This window comes from Novosphingobium flavum (assembly GCF_014230315.1).
Classification (GTDB): Bacteria; Pseudomonadota; Alphaproteobacteria; order Sphingomonadales; family Sphingomonadaceae; genus Novosphingobium; species Novosphingobium flavum.
In genome coordinates this window covers 171,503-188,151 of record NZ_JACLAW010000001.1, presented here as the reverse complement: position 1 = coordinate 188,151, position 16,649 = coordinate 171,503, and the positions used below count along the sequence as shown (strand labels likewise).

The window sequence follows — 16,649 nt, the reverse complement described above, 5'->3', positions numbered from 1 at the left end:
TTCGTTCAAGTTCGTAGGGGCGTTCACCTGGTCATTCCCTTCCAAGTCGCGCAAAACAAAAAAGCCGCCCGAACCGGTCCCGTGAAGGGAGGTCTGGGCGGCGACGTTGCCACGCGATGTAAAGCTGTCAGCGTGAGGGGTTGATCGCCCGTCCTTGGACGCTCCTCAGCACTTGCATTTCCAATAACCGATTCGCCTTCCCGAGGGCAAGCTTTTTTCGCACTGCAACATATCGAAACGCACAGTTACGCATCGGGCGCACCGCGAGGCGCGCCCGTTCCGGTGCGGCCGGCAGCTCTCGGCTGCCGGCCGCCCTCCCCCAATCCGTCAGTAGGCGAAGTCGATCTGGAGCCAGAGCTTCTTCGTATCCACGCCGAAGCCCTGGGCCTGGTAATTGGCGTACTTGGCCGAGACCAGGTAGCGCTTGACCTTGAAGCCCAGCGTCGCGTTCCACTCGGTGCCGTAGCGCAGATTGCCGTAGTCGCTGTCGAACTGGTGATAGGTCACCGCCGCGTTCAGGCCCGGCAGAGCCTTCACCCCGTCGAACTTGTAGGCGATCCCGCCATACAGGTCCTGCAGGCCGCCATAGGCCGCCGTCTGCGGGGTGGTCAGGAACAGGTCGGCAAAGCCATTGAACTTGTGGAGCGTGGCCATCGGGGTCTGGAACGACTTGCCGGCCTTGGCATCGCCGCCGAGCAGCTCGTAGCCGGCGGTCACCGTCAGCGCCTTGCCCGCGAGCGCGGCTTCGGCGGCCACGTAGTCCGCCTTGTAGCGCACCGGGTTGGTGCCATAGTCGGTCTGGCGGGCATAGCTGCCGGCAAGGTTCAGCTTCCATGCCTTGGTCAGCGGCAGGCTGGCCGTGGCACGGCCGCCGTAGCTGGCCGACGAGTTGGCGAAGAAGAACGCCTCGTCATAGGACAGCAGGTAAGAGAAGGCCTTGGCGTTGACCGGGCCAAGCTTCATTCCGGCCCCGGCGAAAACGAAGTCGCCGCCGTAGGACTGGCGCGGCCCGGCATCGACGCCGAAGATCGAGCGCTGGGCATTGGCATAGGTCACGTCGAGCGAGACCGGGCCCAGCGTGGCTTCGCCGCGCACGGCATCGAAGGTCTGCTCGTTCTGGCGCCAGGCGACCGAGCCGACGAAGCGCTGGTCATCGAGGTTGATGCGCTGGCGGCCGATCGTGATCGCGCCCTTCTTCGTGCGATAGGCGATCTGCAGGCGGTTGAGGTCGATGTTCTCCGGATCGGAAACGACCGCATACTGCGTCCGGCGCTGGTGGCTCGCCACGGCGAACGGGAAGGCGTTGTAGCTGTTGTCGATCCCCAGCGTGCCCTCGCCCTCGGCGAGGAACGACAGGCCCGACTTGCTCTTGATCTCGAACCCGGCGCGCAGGCGCATGGTCACGGCATCGGCATCGACCGTCGGGGTATCAACCCCTTCGTAGCGCAGCCGTCCCTCGATGATCGGATCGAAGGTCAGGCCATCGGCGAACTTCACCGGATCGCCCGGCGCGGCATGAGCCGCCTGGGCGCCAACCATCGTCAGCGGCAGCGCCGCGAGCGCTGCCACGAATTTGCGATTCCCCATCTCATGTACTCCCCTGATTGCCCGGGTCCTTCCCGGTGCCGATCAGACATCCTCTCTGATGCGATGTTCGTTCAGGCCGCTTTGACGCCCGGCCCGTGATCATATTCGGCCAGGAAGTGCAGCACCTCCTGGCGGTAAGCGTAGAACTGCGGATCCTTGAGCAGCGTCTTGCGATCACGCGGACGCGGCAGGTCGACCTTCAGGATCTTGCCGATCGTGGCGCGCGGACCATTGGTCATCATCACCACGCGGTCGGCCAGCAGGATCGCCTCGTCGACGTCGTGCGTGACCATGATGGCGGTGACCTTGGTACGGTTCCAAACCTCGACCAGCACGTCCTGCAGGTCCCAGCGGGTGAGGCTGTCGAGCATGCCGAAGGGCTCGTCGAGCAGCAGCAGGCGCGGCGAAAGGGCGAAGGCGCGGGCGATGCCGACGCGCTGGCGCATCCCGTTCGACATCTCGGCGGCGAGCTTGTCCTTGGCATCGGCCAGGCCCACCCGGTCGAGGTAGTAGTCCACGATCTCGCGGCGCTCGGCCCGGCTGGCGTGGGGATAGACCCGCTCCACCCCGAGGCTGACGTTCTGGCGCGCGGTCAGCCACGGCATCAGGCTGGGGGCCTGGAAAACCACGGCCTTGTCCGGCCCGGCCACGTCGACCTCGCGGTTGTCGAGGATGATCGAGCCCTTGCTGATCGGGTTGAGGCCCGAGGCCATGGTCAGCACGGTCGACTTGCCGCAGCCCGAGTGGCCGATCAGCGAGACGAATTCGCCCTTGTCCATCAGCAGGTTGAAGTTCTCGACCACGGTCAGCGGCCCCTTCGGGGTCGGGTAGACCTTGTGGAGGTTGTAGAACTCCAGGTAGCGCCGGGCATTGTTGCCCTTGGCCGCGTCGACGTAGGCCTTGGGCAGCGGCGCAAGATCGAGCGGGGTGATGTTCGGCAGGGTCTCGACATTGCTGTCCGTGGCCGCTGCGGCGACCAGCGAGCCGAGATAGTCCACGATCTGCGTGCGCAGCGCCCGGAATTCCGGGCTGTCGTTCACCGCCTCGCGGTCACGCGGCCGCGGCAGGGTCACGTCGAAGATCTGGCCGATCCTGGCCGCCGGCGCCGGGGTGAGCACGGCCACCCGGTCGGCCAGCAGCAGGGCCTCGTCCACGTCATTGGTGACGAGGAGAATGGTCCGCTTCTCCTCGTACCTGATCCGCTCGATCTCGTCCTGCAGCTTCGCCCGAGTGAGGGCATCGAGCGCGCTGAGAGGTTCATCGAGCAGCAGGATTTCCGGTTCCATGGCCAGCGCCCGGGCCACGGCGACGCGCTGGCGCATGCCGCCCGAAAGCTGGGCCGGCTTGCGCTCCATCGCATGGCCAAGGCCGACCAGCTGGACCTTCTGCTTGATCAGCGCCTTGCGTTCCTCGGCGCTGCGGTCCTTGTGGACCGAGTCCACCGCCAGGGCCACGTTCTGCTCCACCGTCAGCCAGGGGAACAGCGAGTAGGACTGGAACACCAGGCCGCGATCCTTGCCCGGCCCGCTGACCGGCTGCCCCTTGAGCAGGATCTCCCCGCCGTCCGGCTCCACCAGCCCGGCAATGGTCGAGATCAGCGTGGTCTTGCCGGCGCCGGAGAACCCGAGGATCGCGATGAACTCGCCCTCGCGGACATCGAGGTCGATCCCGCCGAGGACCTCGGACACGCCGCCGGTCTTGCCGCTGTAGCGCTTGGTGACGTTCTTGAGCGAGAGGATGTCGGCCATGGCGATCACTCCTTCAATAGCGGGCTGGCGTCAGACCGTGCGGTTGCGGGAAACGAAGGCTTGCATCGCCATCATGACCCGGTCGAGGATGAAGCCGATCACGCCGATCGAGACGACTGCCACCATGATCCGGGCGAGCGACTGCTGGTTGCCGTTCTGGAACTCGTCCCACACGAACTTGCCGAGGCCCGGGTTCTGCGAAAGCATTTCGGCGGCGATCAGCACCATCCAGCCCACGCCGAGCGAAAGGCGCATGCCGGTGAAGATGTAAGGCAGCGAACTGGGCAGGACGAGCTTGGTCAGGCGCTGGGCCCACGACAGCTTGAGCACCCGGCCGACGTTGATCAGGTCCTTGTCGATCGAGGCCGTGCCGATCGCGGTGTTGATGAGCGTCGGCCAGAGCGAGCAGAGCATCACCACCACGGCCGAGATCACGAAGCTCTTCGACATCGAGGGGTCTTCGCTGGTCATCGAGGCCGAGACCACCATGGTCACGATCGGCAGCCAGGCGAGCGGGCTGATCGGGCGCATGATCTGCACCAGCGGGTTGATCGCGGCGTTGAACTTCTTCGACATGCCGGCGATCAGGCCGAGCGGCACGGCCGCGATCGTGGCGAGGGCAAAACCCATGCCCACAGTCTTGAGCGAGGTGAAGACCTGGTCGACGAAGGTCGGCGCCCCGGTCCACGAACCGCCGGCCGCCTCGGCCGCCGCCTGTTCGGCGCGGGCCGCCGAATATTCGCCCAGCAGCCCGGTAAAGGCGGTCCACACATCGCCCGGCCCCGGCAGGGTGCCGAGCGACGTGTTGACCAGCGGCGCCAGCAGCGCCCAGAGGGTCAGGAACACGGTGATCCCCAGCACCGGCGGCCAGGCCGCGTCGAAGGCCTGGCGCGCGGTCGGCACCTTGAGCCCCTCGGGGATCAGACGGGCCAGCGGGCTGGCCTTCGCCTCCGCAGTGGGGGCGACTGCCGCCGCGTCCGCGGGGGCCGCGACTTCTTGATCCATCTCGAACTGTTCCTTGCGAAGCGGAGCGGCAGTCATTTTCCGTATTCCTTCTTGCAGGTGAAGCTTACTTCACGCCCGCCGGGGTCACCTTCTGGCCGTCCTTCAGGCCGATGGCGAAGCTGGCGGCATAGGCGGCGGGGTGGTGAGCGTCGTAAGACACGCCATCGATCGCCTTGCGGGTGTAGGTGCGGTACCCGTCGGTCTGCGGGAAGTCCTCGGCCTTGGCCTTGCCGGCCGCGACCAGCGCCTTGGCCGCCTCGTCATAGAGGTCGGGGCGATAGACCGACTTGATCGTGTCCATGTACCACTGATCGGGCTTCGCCTCGACGATCTGGCCCCAGCGGCGCATCTGGGTCAGGTACCAGATGCCGTCGGAGTAGTAGGGATAGCTCGCGCCATCCTTGAAGAACATGTTGAATTCCGGCGTGTCGCGGGTGTCGCCCGCGCCGAAGGTGAACTTGCCGGTCATCGAGGCGAGCAGCACGTCCTCGTCGGCGCCGACGTAGTTCGACTTGGCCAGCATCTTGACCGCCTCGGCCCGGTTCTTGCCGCCGTCGGCGTCAAGCCACTGCGAGGCGCGGATCAGGGCGCGCAGCAGGGCCTGAACCGTCTTCGGGTTCTTCTGGGCGAAGGCTTCGGTCATGCCAAAGACCTTGTCGGCGGTGGTCCCGGCGATATCGGGATCGACGATGATCGGCACGCCGATCTTCTTCTTCACCGCGGCCTGGTTCCACGGTTCGCCGACCGAGTAGCCGCTGATCGTGCCCGCTTCCATGGTCGAGGGCATCTGCGGCGGCGGGGTCACCGAAAGCTGCACTTCGGCGCCGGTGGTGCCGGCCGCGTCACCCGGCAGGTAGTAGCCCGGATTCAGGCCGCCCGCGGCGAGCCAGTAGCGCAGCACGTAGTTGTGAGTCGAAACCGGGAAGACCATGCCCATCTTGAAGGGCTTGCCCTCGGCCTTGGCCTTGGCCACGACCGGCTTCAGCACCGAGGCCGAGACCGGCATGATCACCTTGCCGTCCGGCCCCTTGGGCAGGCTGGCGGCGATCTGCTCGTAGACCGCGTTGGAAATGGTCACGCCCTTGCCGTTCATGTCGAGGCTGAAGGGGGTGATCAGCTTGGTCTTGGCCCCGATCCCGGCGCCCGAGGCGAGAATCTGGCCGGCCAGCATGTGCGAGGCGTCGAGCTGGCCCGAGACCACACCGTCAAGCAGGACCTTCCAGTTGGCCTGCGGCTCGAGGGTCACGTTGAGGCCTTCCTCGGCGAAGAAGCCCTTTTCCTTGGCCACGACCAACGGGGCGATGTCGGTCAGCTTGATGAAGCCGAGCTTGAGGTTCGATTTCTCGATCCCGTTCGCGGCCGCAACCTTGGCGATGTCGCCGGTGTCGCCCGCAGGGGCCTGCCCGCCCTTGCCGCAGCCGGCCAGCGCCACGCTCGCCATCATCGCCACGATCATGCCGCGACGCCCAAATCCGCTCATCAACCCGTTCCCCGTCATGCTCATGTGCATTCCCCGTCGTGAGCGTAGGACAACGCGAAAAAGCCGCCTCGATCCGCCCCCGGCGTGGGAGCGGTTCGGGCGGCGACGTTGCCACGCGATGTTGCGATGTGGAGGCGATGCGCTGGTTCGCCCGTCCTTGGGCGGCGCCGTTCGCGTCCTGCCGTTAGGAGTAAGCGATTCGCTGCAGCGCGCAAGAGAATTTTGCGTCGCAGCAAACCTTTTTTATCAGGTCTGCCGTTCGATATATCCCGCAAGATCAGCCGGATCGAAGGCAATTCCGTCAAAGAACTGATTTCTTTCCAATACCATAGCACCCTGTTGAGCCGTCACCGCGGTGCGCCGCTTGAGGCTACCTTCCACCTTCGAACTCGCGCCCGGAAGCGGCTCGCCGGTGCCCAATAGTGCACTGCGGTACACGTCGGGACGAAACACACGAGCGGCCAGTGCCGCATCCTCGGGCGAATAGGGCAGTCCATCCCAGCGAACCATTTGGGTGTAGAGCCACTCGGCCTGACTCACCCATGGGAAGTTCGCGGCCTCACGATATTGGAACATGAAATCCGGGAAATGAACCAGATCACCACCTTGGCGCAGCAAGAGCCGATCGGAGATCGCGCGCCGAATCAGCGTGGGATTGCCGTCGAGATAGGCCGGCCGCGCCAGGATTTCGGCGTTGGCATCCCAGTTTTCCGGATCGACGAAATGGCGGCCGGCACGGACCAGCGCGCGGATCAGCGCCCTCACCTGAGGCCGCTTGTCCTCCAGCACAGGCTGGCGCAGGGCGAGCACCTTTTCCACCCCGCGCCGCCAGACCTGCGCCGTCGCCAGCACGATCTGGCCTACGCCGCGCTCGACCGCGACCGAGTTCCACGGTTCGCCCACGCAGATCGCGTCCACCTCGCCCGCTTCCAGCGCGTCGGCGCAGAACGGCGGCGCGACCGTGGTAAACTCCACGTCCGTGTCGGGCCGAATCCCGCTGCCGGCCAGCCAGTAGCGCAACATGTAGTTGTGGCTCGAATAGCGATGGACCACGCCAAACCGCAGCTTGCGCGGGCTGCGCTTGACGATTGCGGCCAGCTTGGCCCCGACCGTGGCCGGATCGCCGAGTTGGCCCTGCCCCACGATCTGCTGCGCCAGGTCGGGCCGGAACGTGATCGCATTGCCGTTGAGGCCCAGCACGAAGGGGACCGACAACGGCTGGGCTGGCCGCCCGCGCCCCAGCGTCGTGGCAATGGTCAGCGGCGCGACCATGTGCGCGGCATCGGTATGGCCGTAGAGCAGGCGGTCCAGCACCGTCGCCCACGACAGGTCCCGCACCAGCCGCAGGTTCAGCCCTTCGTCCTCGGCAAAGCCGTGCTCCAGGGCGAGAATCGGTAGAGCGGCGTCGACCAGGGGCAGGAACCCGATGGCAAGGCTGTTGGGCATCACATTCCCCCCATCAACTGGCGAGCGGTTATGACCGCTTCGGCAATATCGACGATGCGCCGTCCCTGGTTCATGGCGGTCTTGCGCAGTTCTGCATAGGCCTGCGGCTCGGAAAAGCCGCGACTTTCCATCAGGATACGCTTGGCCCGGTCGATCGATTCGCGCTCGGCCAGCTTGCCCTTCGCTTCTGCCAGATCGGTCTGCAGCCGCGAGAAGGCATTGAAGCGCTTGACCGCGAGATCGAGGATCGGCCGGATCCGGTGCGCCGCGAGGCCATCGACCACGTAGGACGAAACCCCCGCGTCGATCGAGGCCGATGCCGCCTCGTCGTCGCTCTCGTCGACGAACATCGCGATCGGGCGGTCCAAGGCCCGGCTCACCGCGAAATATTCCTCCAGCACGTCGCGCGAGGGGTTGCCGAGGTCCAGCAGCACGATGTCCGGCTCGATCTCGCCAATGCGCGCGACGAGGCCGCGCCGCTCCGTGACGACGAAGATGTCGCAATCCTCCAGTTCGGCGAGACCCTCGTGGATCACGGCCGCGCGCGAGGCGCTTTCGTCGACAATGGCTATGCGCATGGATCGTTATTGCACTGCATCATGGGCGGAAGGCAATGCCTTCCCGGCGCAAACCTGCACCGTCTGCGATCGAAAAGTCGCAGGCCCCTTTCAAACCAACATGTTACGCCTGCTTCAACCCAGCAGGCGCGGGCTCACCACCTTGCCGCCCTGGGTCAGGCGCACCGCCTCGCCGATCTCGGCATCGAGCACGGGCTGGCCCTGCTCCTTGTCCCAGAAGGCGGAGAGGAAGTTGTAGAGGTTGCGCGCGAACAGGGCCGAGGCATCGGCCGGCAGGGTCGCCGGCGTGTTGGAATAGCCGAAGATCTTGACCCCGTGCCTGACCACCACCTCGTCGGCCTTGGATCCCTCCACGTTGCCGCCTTGGGCCACCGCAAGGTCGAAGATCACCGAGCCGGCCTTCATCGAGGCGATCTGCGCGTCCGAAATCAGGCGCGGCGCGGCGCGGCCGGGGATCAGCGCCGTGGTGATCACGATGTCCTGCTTGGCGATATGGCCGGACACCAGCTCGGCCTGCGCCTTCTGGTATTCCTCGCTCATTTCCGTGGCATAGCCGCCCGCGCCCTCGCCCTCGATCCCGGCCACGCTCTCGACGAAGATCGGCTTGGCCCCAAGGCTGACGATCTGCTCCTTGGTGGCCGAGCGCACGTCGGTCGCCGAAACCTGCGCGCCGAGGCGCCGCGCCGTGGCGATCGCCTGAAGGCCCGCCACGCCCACGCCCATGACGAAAGCCTTGGCCGCGCTGATCGTGCCGGCGGCGGTCATCATCATCGGGAAGGCCCGGCCATAGAGGTTGGCCGCCTCGATCACCGCCTTGTAGCCCGACAGGTTGGACTGGCTGGAGAGGATGTCCATCGACTGTGCCCGCGTGATGCGCGGCATGAATTCCATCGCCAGCGCCTCCAGCCCGGCGGCGGCATAGGCGTCGATCCGCCCGCGCTGGCCAAAGGGATCGAGCCCGGCGACGACCCAGGCCCCCGGCGCCGCGGCGGCCAGCGCGGCCGGGTCCGGCCCCTGCACGCCCAGCACGATACCCGCGCCCCTGACCGCATCGGCCGAAACCTCCGCACCCACCGCTGCATAGTCCGCGTCGGCAATCGAGGCACTTGCCCCCGCGCCCGACTCGACCGCCACTTCGGCGCCCAGCGCCTTGAACTTCTTGACCGTTTCCGGCGTTGCCGCCACGCGCGTCTCACCCTCGGCGCGCTCTTTCACAACTGCGATCTTCACCCAGCATCCCCCGAACTCGTGCGGCTGGCCCGCCCGGCCCTGATGGCTAGCACAGTTTCATCTTTCGCCAAGCCCCAGTGCCGCCCCGCCGGGCCGGAAAGGCCATGGGGTCGATCCCGGACCATGTCCAAAGGGGGTAGAACCGCAGTAGTACCGGCAAACAAAGCGGATTGATTCGATAATAGTGTCGGATTTTGTTACACTGCCGGGTCAACATCCGGGGGGTGCGAGTCGTGGACAACGAGTTTACGATAGCGGGACACGGCCCGGCCTGGTCCCTGACCAAGCCGGTTCTGGTTGCCGTAGCCGTCGTCGGGGGAATGAGCGCACAGGCCGTTCCCGAGCACAGTAGCCTCGCCACCGGCCAGTTCGGCCCAGGCGCAGGCGCGGTGCCCCACTTCTCGCTCGGCGCATTGCCGGATGCCCAGCCTTCAGTTCTGGCGCTTTCAGTGCTGGCGCCTTCCGTTCCGGCATCTTCCGTTCTGGCGCCCGCCGCTCTTGCGGCCCCGGCCCTCGCCGCCCCTGCCGCGCCGCGTTCCGCCGGCCTTGCCCATCCGCGCTCCCCGGTGCTGGCGAGCACGGCCGCGCTGGTTCCGCCGCCGGCGGCGCTGCGGCAGAGCATCACGCCCGCCGGCGCTCCGCTGGCGACCGACCAGACCGCCGCTCCGCAGGCCGAGGTGCAGACCCTCGCCCCCCTCCCCGCCGCGCCCAGCGCGAGCGAGGTCGGCCAGGCCCTCGCCCAGCCGCTGGTCACGACCGGCGCGCCCACGCTGGAACTCCACGCCGCCGGCCTGATCGTCACGGCGGCGCCTCAGCCCGCCGCCTCCGCGCCCCGGTTCGTGGCCGAGCCGGTGGTCCAGCCGCTCCCCGCCGCAGCGCCCAAGCTGGTCGAGGCGGCCCCGCCGCCGCTCCCCTCTGCCCCGGCTGCCCCCGCCTTGGCGGCCATCCCCGTGCCGCCGATCGCCCCGATCGGCTACGACCTGGCCGCCGCCCGCCCTGCTCCCGCCGCCGCGTCGCCCGCACCGCGCACGCAGCTGGCCGATACCATCCGGCGCAAGCCGCTGAGCCGCTTCGCCCCCACCACGAAAGCCAAGGTGCCGCTCCGCCCCGCCGGAACGACCGCGCCCGGCTATGCCGTCCGCAACGACAATATCGAGTTCTCCCTCGCCGCCCGCATCAACGGCGAGCCGAGCGGTGCCCTGCCGCTGCGCGTCTCGCGCGACGACCGGCTGTGGCTGCGCCTCAGCGACCTGCTTGGCCTAATCAAGGACCGGATGCCCGCCGGCGAATATGCCCGGCTCGCCGCCGCCCCCGGCGCCGATGACTATGTCGAGTTCGAGACCATCCGCCGCGCCGGCATCGACCTGCGCTACGACGCGGCAAACAACCGGATCGATCTCGGCGTCGAGTAGCTCTCCAGCCGAAGGGCGGATGCAGTGCGGAACCTGTTGATCCTGGGCGGCGCCCTGGCGCTATGCCTGCTCGCGGCCTTCGCCTATCCCGGCGGGACCGACTACGGGGAGGACATCGTCACCCTGCGCAATGTCAGCAGCCTGCTGTTCTCGATCCTCGCCGGGTTCTTCGTCGCCTTCCTGCTCAACCGCTTCGCCACGATCCGCTCGCTGCTGACGCGCGAGAGCACCATGCTGATGCAGCTCTACAAGCTGGCCCAGGCCTTCGGGCCGGACTTTGCGGGGGCCGTGGCGAACAGGATCGACACGTACCTGATCGTCCGGTTCGACGAGGAAAACTACTTCCGCTTCACCGCGCGCGGCCGCGACGCGCTCTTTTCCATCTTTGACGACCTCGCTGCCCTCCCCCCGCTCGACAACCAGAACATCACCTCGATGCACCGCAACTTCGTCACCACCCTGCGCGAGGCGATCTCGCTCCGGCGCGAGACCATCGTCACCGGCACGATCACCGTCAGCCGGATGCAGTGGTGCCCGCTGCTCATGCTGGCCGTGATCCTCGTGACCTCGCTGTTCTACCTCAAGTCCGGCAGCACGGTGTCTTCTGTCCTTACCGCGATCCTCGCCTTCGCGATTTTCCTCATCCTCTTCGTCATCAAGGACCTCAGCGACCTCAACCTTGGCGGCGAATTCCTCAAGTTCGAGACGATGGAGCGGGTCTTCGAATTCATCGGCAAGCAGCGCTACTATCCCGCCGCCCAGCTCCGCTCCGGCGTGGTGCCCGACGACGTGACCCACCTGCGCCTCGGCGTGGGCCCGGGGCATCGCTATTCGGAAAAGATCGTCAACGTCTCGCTGGAAGACGCCTGCCGCCTCGCCCGCGACCATCCGGGCTGAACGCGGCCCACCCCAACGAAAAAGGCCCGGGACAACGCCCGGGCCTCTCTCACTTCGCAATTGCGCGCCCGGTTCAGGACCAGCCGTCCTGCGCCTCGAGGCTCGCGGCGAGTTCGCCGATCACGCGGTAGCAATCGAGCACCGAGCCGACCGAGCTGTTCGGCTGGCGCTTCTCGCGGATCGCGGCAACGAATTCGCGGTCCTGCAGCTCGATCCCGTTCATCGAAACGGCAACCTTGCTGACGTCGATCGGCTCTTCCTTGCCGTTCACGAGGTCGTCGTAGCGCGCGATATAGGTGTCGCTATCGCCGATGTAGCGGAAGAAGGTGCCGAGCGGCCCGTTGTTGTTGAACGAGAGCGAGAGGGTGCAGATCGCCCCAGTCTCGGCCTTGAGCTGAATCGACATGTCCATGGCAATGCCCAGAACCGGGTGCCTGGGCCCCTGCAGCACGTTGGCGGCAACGATCTTGCCCGACTGGTAGGCGAACAGGTCGATGGTGTGGGCCGAGTGGTGCCACAGCAGGTGATCCGTCCACGAACGCGGCTCGCCCTTGGCGTTCATGTTGGTCCGGCGGAAGAAATAGGTCTGCACGTCCATTTGCTGCAGGTTGAATTCACCCGCCTTGATCTTGTTGTGGACGTACTGGTGGCTCGGATTGAAGCGGCGGGTGTGGCCGACCATGCAGACGAGGCCAGTTTCCTGGCTCTTCTTCACCACGGCCTCAGCCTCGGCCCAGGAATCCGAAAGCGGGATCTCGACCTGGACGTGCTTGCCCGCGTCCATGCAGGCGATCGCCTGCTCGGCATGCATCTGGGTCGGCGTGCACAGGATCACCGCGTCGACATCGTCGCGGGCCAGGGCATCCTCAAGATGCTCCGACGAGTGCTTCGCGCCGTATTTGGCGGCGACGGCGGCAGCCTGCTCGCCCGTCCGGCTGATGATCGAGACGATCTCGACCCCGTCGATGTTCTTCAGGCCATCGAGGTGCTTTTCCCCGAAGGCGCCGGCTCCTGCCAGGGCAATACGCATGTCTTGCTTCCCTTCTTTTTAACTTGTCGCGCTGCGCGTCATTCCACCGGTTCAAGCACGAGGTGCCCGATCGCGGTGTTGCTGCAGGGCACGTGATAGTGCCGGTGCAGGCAGCGGGTTTCCTTGCCAAGCGCGCCGCGCATGATCAGCCACATCACCATCTCGATCCCTTCGGAACCGGTCTCGCGCAGGTATTCGATGTGGGGGATATGGCGCAGTTCGTCAGTCGTGCCGATCATCTTGTCGAGAAACATGTTGTCCCACTCGGCATTGATCAGCCCGGCGCGCGGCCCCTGCAGCTGGTGGCTCATCCCGCCCGTGCCCCAGACCTGCACGTTGAGGTCTTCAGGGAACGACTGGATCGCGCGGCGGATCGCCTCGCCCAGCAGCCAGCAGCGGTTGCCCGAGGGCACCGGGTAAGTCACGACGTTGACCGCGAGCGGGATGACCTTGCACGGCCATGCGTCGGTGTGGCCGAACATCATCGACAGCGGCACGGTCAGGCCGTGGTCGACGTCCATCTCGTTGATGATGGTCATGTCGAAATCGTCGAGGATCAGGCTCTGGGCGATGTGCCAGGCAAGATCCGGGTGGCCGATCACGTCGGGCACCTTGCGCGGCCCCCAGCCCTCGTCGGCCGGCCGATAGCGTTCGCCCGTGCCGATCGCAAAGGTCGGGATGATGTTGGCATCAAAGGCCGAGGCATGGTCGTTATAGACCAGCAGGACCACGTCGGGCTTCTCCTGCTTTTCCCACTCGCGCGTCCAGTCGTAGCCCGCGAAGATCGGCCCGAAGTAGTCGTCCTTGTCCTTGCCCATGTCGTGGGCAACGCCCAGCAGCGGCACGTGGCTCGATGCCACGCCTGCGGTAATCCGTGCCATGTTCAGCGTGCCTCTCTAATGGACCGGACGCCTTCGGGCGAGCGGCCGCCGGCGTTCATCATCGCCTGGTATTCCTCCACGCTCATCCCGGTCATCGTGCTGACTGCCTGAAGGAAGCTCAGCCCGTCGGTGGAGAACACCTTGGCGAGGAAATAGATGTTGCCGCCAAGGTCGAGCATCCGGTTGTAATCCCGGTCGAGCACGGCCTGCTTCTGCTCCTCGGTCATCGGCCACTCGTCGATATACGCGCGCTCGTTCGCCTTCCACCGCTCGCGGTTCTCGGCCTTCATCAGGCTCATGGCGAACTGGTTGAGGTGATAGCCCTGCCGGGCGCGCGCCGCGGTATAGACCCGCGTGCCGGGAATATCGTCGAAGTCGGCGGTATATTCGTGAACGTCCGGGCTGTTCATGACATCGCTCTCAGGTTGCGGGGGTGAGCGCCGGTTCGGCCTGCCCGGCACGGATGGCGCGGGTGATCGCCTGACGCGAACGGGTGCCGCCCTCGTCGATCCGGTAGGCGGAAAGCTTGAGGTCGGGGTTGGCGAGGATCGCCTGCTGCTGGGCCTCGAGGATCACCTTGTCCTCGGCAAAGACCCCGCCCTGTTGGCGCTTGAAGCGCGCGGTGAAGCCGGGATCGTCCAGTGCGAAATTGCGGGCCATGCCCCAGAAGTAGTGGTGGCTGGTCTCGCTCTCCGGGGTCATGAAGTCGATCACCATGCCGCGCACGCCCTGGTCATGGCTTTCCAGCGTGGCCCCGGCCTCGACCGGGGCAACCCCCACGTCGATCATCACCGAGGCGGGCAGCGCGAAGCGGCAGATCTGCCAGCGGTCGACCAGCCCCGGCTGCCCCAGCGCGGCGCGCCAGAACGGCGGCGCGTCGATCCCCGGCATCCACCGCTCGACCACGACCTCGGCTCCGTCCACGCGGGTCTCGATCGGCGCTTCCAGGATCTCGGGCTGGCCGATCGACCCCGAATGCACATGCGTTTCGTGCGTCAGGTCCATCAGGTTGTCGATCATCAGGCGGTAGTCGCAGCCGACATGGTAGTAGCCGCCGTCGAACACCCAGCCCGGATCGCTGCACGGCCACAGGTCCGGGATCAGCGCCGGGTCGGCCTTGGCCTTGTCGCCGATCCAGATCCACACGAAGCGGTGCCGTTCATGGACCACGAAGCTTTCGGTGCAGATCCGGCGGTTCACCGGATCGGTCTTGAGCGGCATTTCCTCGGCCACGCCGTCGGGCCCCAGCTTGAGGCCGTGATACTTGCAGCGCAGCGAATCCCCCTCGCGGATGCCCATCGACAGCGGCAACAGCCGGTGCGGACAGGCATCGCGCAGGGCGACGACCGATCGGTCGAGCTTGCGATAGAGCACCACCGGCACGCCGCAGATCGTGCGCGCCAGCGGCGCGCTGTCGATCTCGGCGTCCCACCCGGCAACATACCAGGCGTCGGTGAGCCAGGTGGTGCTCGTCACCATCACAAACCGCGCTGCTTCAGCTTGGCGTCGAGGCGCGGGAAGACCTTGCGGGCATTGCCCTCGAAGATCGCGTGGCGCTCGGCGTCCGAGATGTCGAGCGCGTCGACATAGCGCTTGGTGTCATCGAAATAGAAGCCCGTGGTCGGGTCGATACCGCGCACCGCGCCGACCATTTCCGAGCCGAACAGGATGTTCTTGTTTTCGATCACGTCGGCCAGCAGGTTCACGCCCGGCTGGTGATAGACGCAGGTGTCGAAGAACACGTTGTTCATCAGGTGCGTGTCGAGCGCCGGCTTCTTGAGCATGTCGGCCAGCCCGCGGTAGCGGCCCCAGTGATAGGGCACGGCCCCGCCGCCGTGCGGAATGATGAAACGCAGGGTCGGGAAGCGGCTGAACAGGTCGCCTTCAAGCAGCTGCATGAAGGCCACGGTGTCGGCCGCGATGTAGTAACCGCCGGTGGCGTGCATCGCCGGGTTGCAGCTGCCCGAGACGTGGATCATCGCCGGCACGTCCAGCTCGCACATCTTCTCGTAGAAGGGGAACCAGTACGGGTCGGTCAGCGGCGGGTGCTTGAAGTGGCCGCCGCCCGGATCGGGATTGAGGTTGCAGCCGATGAAGCCCATGTCGACGCAGCGTTCCAGCTCGGCGATCGAGTTGGTCAGGTCCGCCTCGGGCGACTGCGGCAGCATGCAGACGCCGACGAAGGTTTCCGGATAGAGCGCGACGACCCGCGCGATCAGGTCGTTGCAGGCGCGCGCCCACGGCACGGCGACCGACTGGTCACCCACGTGCGGGGCCATGGCGCTGGCGCGGGGAGAGAAGATCGTCAGGTCCGCGCCGCGTTCCTTGATCAGGCGCAGCTGGTTGGCCTCGATCGTCTCGCGGATCTCGTCGTCCGAGATTTCCGGATAGGCCGGCGCAGCCTCGCCCGCCTTGAAGGCGGCGACCTGCGCCTCACGCCAGGAATCATGCCCCTTGGGCAGGACGGTATAGTGCCCGTGGCAGTCGATGATCAGGCTCACGCGGTTCTCCTCTGGAAAGTCTGGCCCGCCATGGCGCGCTGGCGCACGACGGTGCCCTCGGTCATCACCGGATCGACCCCGAGCGAGCGCAGGGTCTTGCACGATTCTTCCATTTCCGCCGCCCGGCGCAGGCCGTGCGTGGTCATCCGTTCGATATTGTAGTCCGCCTTGTCGCCCCACGGCTTCGGCTTCTCGCTGGCGTCGAGCGAGGCGAGCACCTCGTCGGTCACCCCCGCCGCCTCGGCCGCCAGCATCATCTCGGCGGTCAGCGCTTCCATGCCTTTGACCATGACCGAGCGGATCATCTTGATCGCGCTGGCCCGCCCGATCTCGTCGCCCACCACGCGGGTATTGGCGAAGCCCGCCGCATTGAGCAAACTCTCGGCCTCGGCCGCATGCGCACCCGCCAGAAGCAGCGGCACGGCCAGCCGCGCCGGATCGACCGGGGCCAGCACGGCCACGTCGACATAGCGGCCGCCCGCCGCCTCGATCAGCGCCGCCGCCTCGCGCTTGGTATCCGGGGCGACCGAATTCATGTCACACCAGATCGCGCCACCGGCCAGCAGGCCAGCGCACTGCCGGGCCGCGTTCACCGCCTCGTCGGCCGTGACCAGCGAGAGCACCAGCCCCGCGCTGCCCAGCGCCGCCTGCCGCCCCTCGGCGGCATGGACGCCCAGTTCCGCCATCACGGCACTGCGCGCCGGATTGATGTCGAACGAAGCGGCGCGCCCGGCCCAACCGGCCGCACGGGCGAACGTCGACGCGGCTTCGCCGAAGCCGATCAGGGCAATTTGACTCTCCATGGCGCCATTCCCTGCCCACGGGGCGCGGCCGAGGCCAATGAAATGCCCGCG

Annotated in this window: 15 protein-coding genes; 2 read left to right on the top strand and 13 right to left on the bottom strand. The window is 66.6% G+C overall.

Going from position 1 to position 16,649, the window contains the following annotated elements; all coding sequences use genetic code 11:
• Positions 1-327 precede the first annotated feature (327 nt).
• The 7 genes from H7F51_RS00840 to H7F51_RS00810 all read right to left on the bottom strand — a co-directional run bounded on the left by H7F51_RS00840 (position 328) and on the right by H7F51_RS00810 (position 9,074).
• Positions 328-1,587, bottom strand: a complete 1,260-nt coding sequence (locus H7F51_RS00840) for an alginate export family protein (protein ID WP_185662309.1) — start codon at positions 1,585-1,587, stop codon at positions 328-330.
• A gap of 71 nt (positions 1,588-1,658) precedes the next feature.
• Positions 1,659-3,335 carry an ABC transporter ATP-binding protein gene (locus tag H7F51_RS00835; RefSeq protein ID WP_185662308.1) on the bottom strand — a complete coding sequence of 559 codons (1,677 nt, stop codon included), beginning with the start codon at positions 3,333-3,335 and terminating at the stop codon, positions 1,659-1,661.
• Between the two features lie 30 nt (positions 3,336-3,365).
• Positions 3,366-4,376 carry an ABC transporter permease gene (locus H7F51_RS00830; protein ID WP_246447560.1) on the bottom strand — a complete coding sequence of 337 codons (1,011 nt, stop codon included), beginning with the start codon at positions 4,374-4,376 and terminating at the stop codon, positions 3,366-3,368.
• A 28-nt stretch (positions 4,377-4,404) separates the two neighbouring features.
• Positions 4,405-5,820: a CmpA/NrtA family ABC transporter substrate-binding protein gene (locus H7F51_RS00825; RefSeq protein WP_246447558.1), complete on the bottom strand. Its 1,416-nt coding sequence runs from the start codon at positions 5,818-5,820 to the stop codon at positions 4,405-4,407.
• 246 nt (positions 5,821-6,066) lie between these two features.
• Positions 6,067-7,266: an ABC transporter substrate-binding protein gene (locus H7F51_RS00820; RefSeq protein ID WP_185662307.1), complete on the bottom strand. Its 1,200-nt coding sequence runs from the start codon at positions 7,264-7,266 to the stop codon at positions 6,067-6,069.
• Positions 7,266-7,844, bottom strand: coding sequence for an ANTAR domain-containing response regulator (locus tag H7F51_RS00815; protein WP_185662306.1), 579 nt, complete (start codon positions 7,842-7,844; stop codon positions 7,266-7,268). Before H7F51_RS00815 ends, H7F51_RS00820 begins: the two co-directional genes overlap by 1 nt.
• A 114-nt stretch (positions 7,845-7,958) precedes the next feature.
• Entirely contained in the window at positions 7,959-9,074 is a 1,116-nt protein-coding gene (locus H7F51_RS00810) for a Rossmann-fold NAD(P)-binding domain-containing protein (RefSeq protein WP_185662305.1), read from the bottom strand.
• A 233-nt stretch (positions 9,075-9,307) separates the two neighbouring features.
• Here H7F51_RS00810 and H7F51_RS00805 point away from each other — a divergent pair, with 233 nt between their 5' ends.
• Together H7F51_RS00805 and H7F51_RS00800 are read left to right on the top strand one after the other, a co-directional pair.
• A complete protein-coding gene (locus H7F51_RS00805; RefSeq protein ID WP_185662304.1) occupies positions 9,308-10,486 on the top strand; it encodes a hypothetical protein in 1,179 nt (392 codons plus the stop codon).
• A 24-nt stretch (positions 10,487-10,510) separates the two neighbouring features.
• Positions 10,511-11,383 carry a bestrophin-like domain gene (locus tag H7F51_RS00800; protein ID WP_185662303.1) on the top strand — a complete coding sequence of 291 codons (873 nt, stop codon included), beginning with the start codon at positions 10,511-10,513 and terminating at the stop codon, positions 11,381-11,383.
• Positions 11,384-11,456: 73 nt separating this feature from the next.
• On the opposite strand, the gene H7F51_RS00795 is transcribed toward H7F51_RS00800, so the two are convergent.
• Genes H7F51_RS00795 through H7F51_RS00770 form a run of 6 tightly spaced genes read right to left on the bottom strand, consistent with a single transcriptional unit; the run spans position 11,457 to position 16,598 of the window.
• Entirely contained in the window at positions 11,457-12,413 is a 957-nt protein-coding gene (locus H7F51_RS00795) for a Gfo/Idh/MocA family oxidoreductase (RefSeq protein ID WP_185662302.1), read from the bottom strand.
• A gap of 38 nt (positions 12,414-12,451) precedes the next feature.
• Positions 12,452-13,294 carry a class III extradiol dioxygenase subunit beta gene (locus H7F51_RS00790; RefSeq protein ID WP_185662301.1) on the bottom strand — a complete coding sequence of 281 codons (843 nt, stop codon included), beginning with the start codon at positions 13,292-13,294 and terminating at the stop codon, positions 12,452-12,454.
• A gap of 2 nt (positions 13,295-13,296) precedes the next feature.
• A complete protein-coding gene (gene ligA, locus H7F51_RS00785; RefSeq protein ID WP_185662300.1) occupies positions 13,297-13,704 on the bottom strand; it encodes a protocatechuate 4,5-dioxygenase subunit alpha in 408 nt (135 codons plus the stop codon).
• Positions 13,705-13,714: 10 nt separating this feature from the next.
• The gene (locus tag H7F51_RS00780) at positions 13,715-14,773 is read right to left on the bottom strand and encodes an aromatic ring-hydroxylating oxygenase subunit alpha (protein WP_185662528.1); all 1,059 of its coding nucleotides are present in this window, start codon (positions 14,771-14,773) and stop codon (positions 13,715-13,717) included.
• Positions 14,773-15,795, bottom strand: coding sequence for an amidohydrolase family protein (locus H7F51_RS00775; protein WP_185662299.1), 1,023 nt, complete (start codon positions 15,793-15,795; stop codon positions 14,773-14,775). Before H7F51_RS00775 ends, H7F51_RS00780 begins: the two co-directional genes overlap by 1 nt.
• A complete protein-coding gene (locus H7F51_RS00770) occupies positions 15,792-16,598 on the bottom strand; it encodes an NAD(P)-dependent oxidoreductase (protein ID WP_185662298.1) in 807 nt (268 codons plus the stop codon). The genes H7F51_RS00775 and H7F51_RS00770 overlap by 4 nt, the downstream gene beginning before the upstream one ends.
• Positions 16,599-16,649: the final 51 nt, after the last annotated feature.